This is a genomic window from Actinosynnema sp. NPDC059335, assembly GCF_042752395.1.
Taxonomy (GTDB): domain Bacteria; phylum Actinomycetota; class Actinomycetes; order Mycobacteriales; family Pseudonocardiaceae; genus Actinosynnema.
Map to the genome: position 1 here is coordinate 1 of NZ_JBHYXZ010000042.1, position 7546 is coordinate 7546.

9 protein-coding genes, 1 tRNA gene and 1 pseudogene are annotated in these 7546 nt (G+C 70.3%); 7 read left to right on the forward strand and 4 right to left on the reverse strand.

Annotated features, from left to right (window positions below):
* From ACFXGA_RS15570 to ACFXGA_RS15580, 3 genes and pseudogenes are all read right to left on the reverse strand, one after another.
* Positions 1-405, reverse strand: a pseudogene (locus tag ACFXGA_RS15570) (hypothetical protein); the annotation flags it as partial.
* A 109-nt stretch (positions 406-514) separates the two neighbouring features.
* Entirely contained in the window at positions 515-1096 is a 582-nt protein-coding gene (locus ACFXGA_RS15575; RefSeq protein WP_378088275.1) for a DUF4190 domain-containing protein, read from the reverse strand.
* A gap of 119 nt (positions 1097-1215) precedes the next feature.
* Complete coding sequence (locus ACFXGA_RS15580; RefSeq protein ID WP_378088277.1) at positions 1216-2457, reverse strand: pyridoxal phosphate-dependent aminotransferase; 1242 nt, start codon at positions 2455-2457, stop codon at positions 1216-1218.
* A gap of 187 nt (positions 2458-2644) precedes the next feature.
* Here ACFXGA_RS15580 and ACFXGA_RS15585 point away from each other — a divergent pair.
* The 5 genes from ACFXGA_RS15585 (at position 2645) to rplA (ending at position 5394) form a co-directional block, all read left to right on the forward strand.
* Positions 2645-2717, forward strand: a tRNA-Trp gene (locus tag ACFXGA_RS15585).
* A 38-nt stretch (positions 2718-2755) separates the two neighbouring features.
* On the forward strand, positions 2756-3166 hold the full coding sequence (gene secE, locus ACFXGA_RS15590) for a preprotein translocase subunit SecE (RefSeq protein WP_378088279.1): 411 nt from the start codon (positions 2756-2758) through the stop codon (positions 3164-3166).
* Positions 3167-3231: 65 nt separating this feature from the next.
* Positions 3232-4062 (forward strand): transcription termination/antitermination protein NusG, encoded by an 831-nt coding sequence (nusG, locus tag ACFXGA_RS15595; protein ID WP_378088281.1) that lies wholly within the window; start codon positions 3232-3234, stop codon positions 4060-4062.
* A 106-nt stretch (positions 4063-4168) separates the two neighbouring features.
* Positions 4169-4603 carry a 50S ribosomal protein L11 gene (rplK, locus tag ACFXGA_RS15600; RefSeq protein WP_121224842.1) on the forward strand — a complete coding sequence of 145 codons (435 nt, stop codon included), beginning with the start codon at positions 4169-4171 and terminating at the stop codon, positions 4601-4603.
* A gap of 74 nt (positions 4604-4677) precedes the next feature.
* Positions 4678-5394: a 50S ribosomal protein L1 gene (rplA, locus tag ACFXGA_RS15605; RefSeq protein ID WP_378088283.1), complete on the forward strand. Its 717-nt coding sequence runs from the start codon at positions 4678-4680 to the stop codon at positions 5392-5394.
* Between the two features lie 60 nt (positions 5395-5454).
* Here rplA and ACFXGA_RS15610 read toward each other — a convergent pair whose 3' ends face one another.
* Positions 5455-6192 carry a hypothetical protein gene (locus ACFXGA_RS15610; protein WP_378088285.1) on the reverse strand — a complete coding sequence of 246 codons (738 nt, stop codon included), beginning with the start codon at positions 6190-6192 and terminating at the stop codon, positions 5455-5457.
* A 262-nt stretch (positions 6193-6454) separates the two neighbouring features.
* On the opposite strand from ACFXGA_RS15610, the gene rplJ reads away from it, so the two are divergent.
* Positions 6455-7012, forward strand: a complete 558-nt coding sequence (gene rplJ / locus ACFXGA_RS15615) for a 50S ribosomal protein L10 (protein ID WP_378088287.1) — start codon at positions 6455-6457, stop codon at positions 7010-7012.
* A 63-nt stretch (positions 7013-7075) separates the two neighbouring features.
* Positions 7076-7465, forward strand: a complete 390-nt coding sequence (gene rplL / locus ACFXGA_RS15620) for a 50S ribosomal protein L7/L12 (RefSeq protein WP_378088289.1) — start codon at positions 7076-7078, stop codon at positions 7463-7465.
* Positions 7466-7546 lie beyond the last annotated feature (81 nt).

The following is a 7546-nucleotide window of genomic DNA, read 5'->3' on the forward strand; positions in this document are numbered from 1 at the left end:
GCGCGGCGCCCCCCAACACCCCCCCCCCGGGGCCGGGGGGCGCGCGGGGGGGGCGGGGCCCCCCCCCCCGGGCCGCGCGCCCCCCCCCACCTCGCACGCCACCGCGCCGCCGTCCGGCCCGATGGTGACCGTGAGCACGCCGTGCTCGGGCTCACCCACCGTGACGATCTCCACCCGCCAGGGCAGCGACGTCAGCTCCTCCCGGCGCGTCTCGTCGTCCAGGAACGTCGAGTAGGTGACGGTGGCCCGCTTCGCCGTGCCGGTGACGTGGTAGACGACCCGGACCGGCGGTTCGGGCGCGGTGGTCCACAGCACGAGCGCGAGCGCGCCCACCACCAGCACCGCCGAGGCCGCGATCACGAGCCACTTGCGGACCGGGCGCTCGGGTGGGGCGGTCTCCGCCATGGGCTGCGCTCCTCGGGTGAAGATCGACTGGACTGAATGGACCATCGGTGTAGTTCTACCGACGGTTACACCAGACCCCCAAAAGAGTTACCTGGAGCGGGCAGGCGGGTCAGAAGTCGGAGCAGTCGGCGCGGGCGTTCGGGCCGGTCGCGGTCGCCGTCTTGCGCTCCACCCCGTCCACCGTCACCCTGCACGTCGCGGTGCCGCCGTCGGGGCCGGTGGTGACGCCCAGCGTGCCGCCGCGCAGCACGCCCTTGACGGTGAACTCCTTGCGCCACGGCAGCGTGGTCACCTGCTCCTCGACCTCGCCGACCGCGGAGTGGTCCACCGTGACCGCCGGCGCGTCGCCGGTGACCTCGAAGACCACTGCGGACCGCTGGTCGGCCTGCGCCTCCAGCTGCTCCATGGCGTCGTCCACCTCGGTCGAGGCCCGGTCGAACACCGCGGCCCACAGCGCGCACGCCGCGATGCCGGCGACGGACAGCACGAGCCCCGCGACGGCCCACCCCCGGCCGTCCTGCCCGCGACGGGCCTGGACCAGGCCCACGACCCCGAACGCCACCCCGAGGACGACCAGCGGCCACGCGATCGCCCCCACGACCGGGAAGGCGCTGAAGACCAGGCCGAGGAGTCCGAGCGCGAAGGCGGCCACGCCGAAGCCGTTGCGCGCCGGTGACTGGGGGTGGGACATGGCTCCTCCGCTGGTAGTGGTACACATCACAGCTACCCGTGGTAGGGGCGATGTGTCCCGCTACGACGAAAGGCACCCCGAACGGGGTGCCTTTCGTGACGGAGCGTCGAAAGTGTGTGCTACTCGACCTCGGCCAGCAGGTCGGCCATGCGGGTCACGCCGGTCTTCAGGTCGTCGTCGCCCAGCGCGTAGGACAACCGCAGGTAACCGGGGGTGCCGAACGCCTCGCCAGGCACCACGGCCACCTCGGCGTGCTCCAGGATCAGCGCCGCGAGCTGCACCGTGTCGGTGATCTCCACCCCGCGCAGCCGCTTGCCGATCAACGCCTTGACCGACGGGTACACGTAGAACGCGCCCTTCGGCGTCGGGCACTCCACGCCGGGGATCGCCGAGAGCAGGTCGACGATGGTCCGCCGGCGTCGGTCGAACGCCTCGCGCATCTCGTGCGCCGCGTCCAGCGGCCCGGACACGGCCTCCAGCGCGGCCCGCTGCGACACGTTCGCCACGTTCGAGGTGAGGTGCGACTGGAGGTTGGCGGCGGCCTTGACCACGTCGGTCGGGCCGATCAGCCACCCGACCCGCCAGCCGGTCATCGCGTAGGTCTTGGCCACGCCGTTGAGCACGATCGTGCGGTCCGCCATCGCGGGCACGGCCACCGGCAGCGACACCGACTCGGCGCCGTCGTACACCAGGTGCTCGTAGATCTCGTCCGTGATGACCCACAGGCCGTGCTCCAGCGCCCACTCGCCGATCGCGGTGATCTGCTCGCGCGAGTAGACCGAGCCGGTCGGGTTGGACGGCGAGCACAGCAGCAGCACCTTGGTCCGCGGCGTGCGCGCCGCCTCCAGCTGCTCCACCGTGACCAGGTAGTCGGTCGACTCGTCGGCCGTGACCTGCACCGGGACGCCGCCCGCCAGCGTGATGGCCTCGGGGTAGGTGGTCCAGTACGGCGCGGGCAGCAGCACCTCGTCGCCCGGGTCCACGACCGTGGCGAACGCCTGGTACACGGCCTGCTTGCCGCCGTTGGTGATGAGCACCTGCGCGGCGGTGACCTCGTAGCCCGAGTCGCGCTTGGTCTTCGCGGCTACGGCCTCCCGCAGCTCCGGCAGGCCGGCGGCGGGCGTGTAGCGGTGGTTGCGCGGGTCCGCGCAGGCCGCCTGAGCTGCGGCTACGATGGCTTCCGGGGTCGGGAAGTCGGGTTCGCCCGCACCGAAGCCGATCACCGGTCGCCCCGCCGCCTTGAGCGCCTTCGCCTTCGCGTCGACCGCGAGGGTGGCGGACTCGGCGATGCCGCCGATCCGCTGGGAGATCCGCGGGTGCTCGGAGGTACTGGTCCCGGTGGTCGTCTCAGGCGTGCCCATGCCGCCAATCGTGGCAGATCGCACAACCGGGCAGGCGGCCGGCACCCCCTCTGACCGGGCCAGTTGGAAGGAGGGGCACCTGGTGCCGTATGCTTCCGGTCTTGGAACGTCCAGTCGCTGCCTCACGGGCCACGTGAGGAGGGTGCGGGACGCCTCCAGCCAGGGGGTCGGCGGTGCCCGGTCCCAAAGGGGTGTAGCTCAACTGGCAGAGCAGCGGTCTCCAAAACCGCAGGTTGCAGGTTCAAGTCCTGTCGCCCCTGCGTCGAAGCGCGAAGCGCGATGGTGAGCGGAGGACGGCATGAGCGAGGGCCGCGAGCAGGACCAGCCGGAAGAGCGCGAGGGCGCGTCCCGGCCGGTTACCGCCGCAGCGCGGCGCGAGCGCCGTGGTTCCGTCCGTCCGGCGGGCCGGAAGGACGCCGCGGAGGCGAAGAAGGCGGCCGAGGCCGGCTCCGACGCCGAGGCGACCAAGACCAAGAAGGGTCGGCCCACGCGCTCGCGGGCGGACGCGGAGAAGCGGGTCGGCTTCTTCGCCCGGATCGTCCGGTACGTCCGCGAGGTGGTCAGCGAGCTGCGGAAGGTCATCTGGCCGACGCGCAAGCAGATGATCACCTACACCGGAGTCGTGTTGGTCTTCGTGGCCTTCATGGTGGCGTTGGTGTTCGGCCTGGATTCGGCCTTCGCCTGGGGCATGTTCAGGGTGTTCGGCTGAGCCGACCACCTGCCGCCCCCGGTGGCGGCGGAGCATGTGATGCATGAGAGGAAGCGAGACCCACAGTGACCTCCGAGAACGGCGGCGTTGACGCCCAGGAGCTGAACGACCTGACCGACGAGCGGGACTTCGACGGTGGCGTCGAGGACGTCGAGCAGGCGGAGGCGACGGAGGACACCGAGCGGTCCGCTGCCGTCGAGGACGAGTCCGGCGGCGACGTCGAGTCCGGTGGTGACGTGGAGTCCGGCGGGGACGTCGAGTCCGCCGCCCTCGCCGACATCGACGCCGAGCCCGCGGACCCCGCCGAGGAGATGCGCGAGGCACTGCGCCGCGCCCCCGGCGACTGGTACGTCGTGCACTCGTATGCGGGCTACGAGAACAAGGTCAAGACGAACCTCGAGACGCGCATCCAGACCCTCGACATGGAGGACTACATCTTCCAGGTCGAGGTGCCGACCGAGGAAGTCACCGAGATCAAGAACGGCCAGCGCAAGCAGGTGCAGCGCAAGGTGCTGCCCGGCTACATCCTGGTCCGGATGGAGCTGAACGACGCGTCGTGGAGCGCGGTGCGCAACACGCCGGGCGTCACGGGCTTCGTCGGCGCGACGTCGAAGCCGTCGCCGCTGACCATCGACGAGGTGCTGAAGTTCCTGCTGCCCCAGGCCGAGCAGAAGCCCGCCGCCGGCAAGAAGAGCGCCGCGGTCCCCGCGAAGTCGACCGTCGAGGTCGACTTCGAGGTCGGCGAGTCGGTCACCGTCATGGACGGCCCGTTCGCCACGCTGCCCGCCACGATCAGCGAGGTCAACGCGGACGGCCAGAAGCTGAAGGTCCTGGTGTCGATCTTCGGTCGAGAGACCCCGGTCGAGCTGTCGTTCAGCCAGGTCTCCAAGATCTGACCGGGACACACAATCTCCGGCGCCCCTTCGGTGAAGACCGGCGCCGGCAGCCACGCCGCGGCTGGCAGGGCCGCGCGCGGACACCGCAATAACAGGAAGCACTGACATGCCACCCAAGAAGAAGAAGCTCGCAGCGATCATCAAGCTGCAGATCAAGGCCGGGGCCGCGAACCCGGCGCCGCCGGTCGGCCCCGCGCTGGGTCAGCACGGCGTCAACATCATGGAGTTCTGCAAGCAGTACAACGCCGCGACCGAGTCGCAGCGCGGCACCGTGGTGCCGGTCGAGATCTCCGTGTACGAAGACCGCTCGTTCGACTTCAAGCTCAAGACCCCGCCGGCCGCGAAGCTGCTGCTCAAGGCCGCCGGTGTGGAGAAGGGCTCGGGCGAGCCGCACCGCACCAAGGTCGCCAAGGTGACCATGGACCAGGTGCGCGAGATCGCGCAGACCAAGATGGTGGACCTCAACGCCAACGACGTCGACCAGGCGGCGAAGATCATCGCCGGCACCGCCCGCTCCATGGGCATCACCGTCGAAGGCTGATCTTTTCTCTCTCGTAGTCGTGGGAGAGCCACGCGCTGGCTCGCACCACAACTGATCCACTTAAGGACAGAAGCATGAAGCGCAGCAAGGCGTACAAGAACGCTGCTGAGCTGGTTGACCGGGAGCGGCTCTACTCGCCGCTGGAGGCAGCCAAGCTCGCCAAGGAGACTTCCAAGGTCAAGCTGGACGCGACCGTCGAGGTCGCCATCCGGCTCGGCGTCGACCCCCGCAAGGCCGACCAGATGGTCCGCGGCACCGTGAACCTGCCGCACGGTACGGGCAAGACCGCCCGCGTGATCGTCTTCGCCACCGGTGACAAGGCCGCCGAGGCCGAGGCCGCCGGTGCCGACGCGGTCGGCTCGGAGGACCTGATCGAGCGCATCCAGGGTGGCTGGCTCGACTTCGACGCCGCGATCGCCACGCCCGACCAGATGGCGAAGGTCGGTCGCATCGCCCGCATCCTCGGCCCGCGCGGCCTGATGCCGAACCCGAAGACCGGCACCGTGACGCCCGACGTCACCAAGGCCGTCTCGGACATCAAGGGCGGTAAGATCAACTTCCGCGTGGACAAGCAGGCCAACCTGCACCTCGTGATCGGCAAGGTCTCGTTCGAGCCGGAGAAGCTGGTCGAGAACTACGCCGCCGCGCTGGACGAGGTCCTGCGGGCCAAGCCGTCCGCGGCCAAGGGCCGGTACGTGAAGAAGGTCACCGTCTCGACGACGATGGGCCCCGGCATCCCGGTCGACCCGAACCGGACCCGGAACCTGCTCTCCGACGAGGCCGCGGTCTGACCTCGCCCGAAGCACCGCCGAAGCGCCCCCCGGCCTCCCGCCGGGGGGCGCTTCGCGTCGTCACGGGCAGCTCTCGGCCTCGTAGCCGGTGATGACCCAGGTCTTGTTGACCTGGACCGACAGCACGAATTTCCCGAGTCGCGGTCCGCCCTTCACGGTGAGGGCACAGGAGCTGACCTCCACGCGGTCGGTGGTCGGGGTGCCGCTCATGTCTGAGGGGAACCCGATCTGGCGGTAGTCGGCCTCCCTCGTGACCTGCGCGTGGAGCGCGTGGACGGCCGAGGCGCAATCGGGCTGGCCGAACGCCTCGGCGAACGCCTTCTTCGCGGCCTCTTCGGAGAACAGCACACAGGCGCGGCCGTCGTCGTCCGTCATGACGTGCTTGTAGAACAGCGCCACGGTGCCCTGCAGGCCATATGGCGTCGTCGGCGCGATGATGTTGCCCTTGTCGCCGCCGCTGTCGACCGCCACGCTGCCGGGCTCCTCGCCGCCGAAGTACTGCTCGTAGAAGTAGGACGCGACGAGCAGGGCGACCACCAGGTAGACCAGGCGGCGGAAGAGTTTGCTGCCCAGCAGGATCCGCCACAGCGGTTTGCGCGGGGGGCGCGCGGGCGGTGGGGCGGACGGCGGGAGGCCCGGTGGCGGCGTGCCGCCGGGGGGCAGGGCCGGTTGCGGGTCGAGGCCCTGGGCCCGCTGGAAGCGCTGGAACTCCTGGAACCGCTGGAACTCCTGGAACTGCCGGAGCTGTTCCGGGTCGATGTCCGGCGGCGGCGGGTGCCGGGGGGGCTCTTCGGTCACGCGTCACATCATGCCGAATTTGGGGTCGGCGGTAGTGCCCTGCTACCGTTGACGACGGTTCACCAAAGACCGCTGGTCATCCCTGTCCTCGTGACGGGGGACGAAGGTCCCGCGAAGCGGGCGGCCCGCGCAGGAGAACGAGGAAGACTCGAGGCGCGATCGCGCGCCCGTCACGCCCCGTGCTGCTGCGCCGGGGCGTTTTTGCTTTGCCCGACCCTCTCGGCTCGACCGGCGCGTCCCTAAGCCCAGAGAGGAGGCGATCATGGCGAAGCCCAGCAAGGTTTCGGCCGTCGCCGAGCTCACGGACAAGTTCCGTGGGAGCTCGGCCGCTGTCGTGACCGAGTACCGCGGCCTCTCCATGGCGCAGCTCACCACGCTGCGTCGCGCTCTCGGCGCGGGCACCACCTACACCGTCGCGAAGAACACGCTGGTCAAGCGTGCCGCCGAGGACGCGGGCGTCGAGGGCCTGGAGGCCCTGCTCGTCGGTCCGACCGCCATCGCCTTCGTCGAAGGCGAGCCGGTCGAGGCGGCCAAGGCGCTGCGTGACTTCGCGAAGGACAACAAGGCCCTGGTCATCAAGGGCGGCTACATGGAAGGCCGCCCGCTCTCGGTCGACGAGGTCACCGCCATCGCGGACCTCGACAGCCGTGAGGTGCTGCTCGCCAAGCTGGCGGGCGCGATGAAGGGCAACCTGGCCAAGGCCGCGGGTCTGTTCAACGCCCCGGCTTCCCAGGTCGCCCGCCTGGCCGCTGCCCTGCAGGAGAAGAAGGCCGCGGAGGCGCCCGCCGCCGCCGAGGCCGACGCTCCCGCCGAAAGCTGATCACACCCAGAAACTCCGCGTCCCGGCCGCAGTTCGGGCGTTGAAAGAGAAAGGACCGCCATCATGGCGAAGCTCAGCACCGAAGAGCTGCTCGACGCGTTCAAGGAGATGACCCTCCTGGAGCTGTCGAAGTTCGTGAAGGACTTCGAGGAGACCTTCGAGGTCACCGCCGCCGCTCCGGTCGCCGTGGCCGCCGCTGCCGGCCCGGCCGGCGCCGCTGCCCCCGTCGAGGACGAGAAGGACGAGTTCACCGTCGTCCTCGAGGGCGCCGGCGACAAGAAGATCCAGGTCATCAAGGTCGTCCGCGAGGTCGTCTCGGGCCTGGGCCTGAAGGAGGCCAAGGAGCTGGTCGAGTCCGCTCCGAAGCCGCTGCTGGAGAACGTGGCGAAGGACGTCGCCGACGCCGCCAAGGAGAAGCTCGAGGCGGCCGGCGCGAAGATCTCGCTCAAGTGATCTAGCGTCACCCCACGCGCGAAGGCGGGCCCCCCGGGGGCGGGGGGCGCCGGGTTGCGGGTCGCGGGCCTGAGCTTTTAC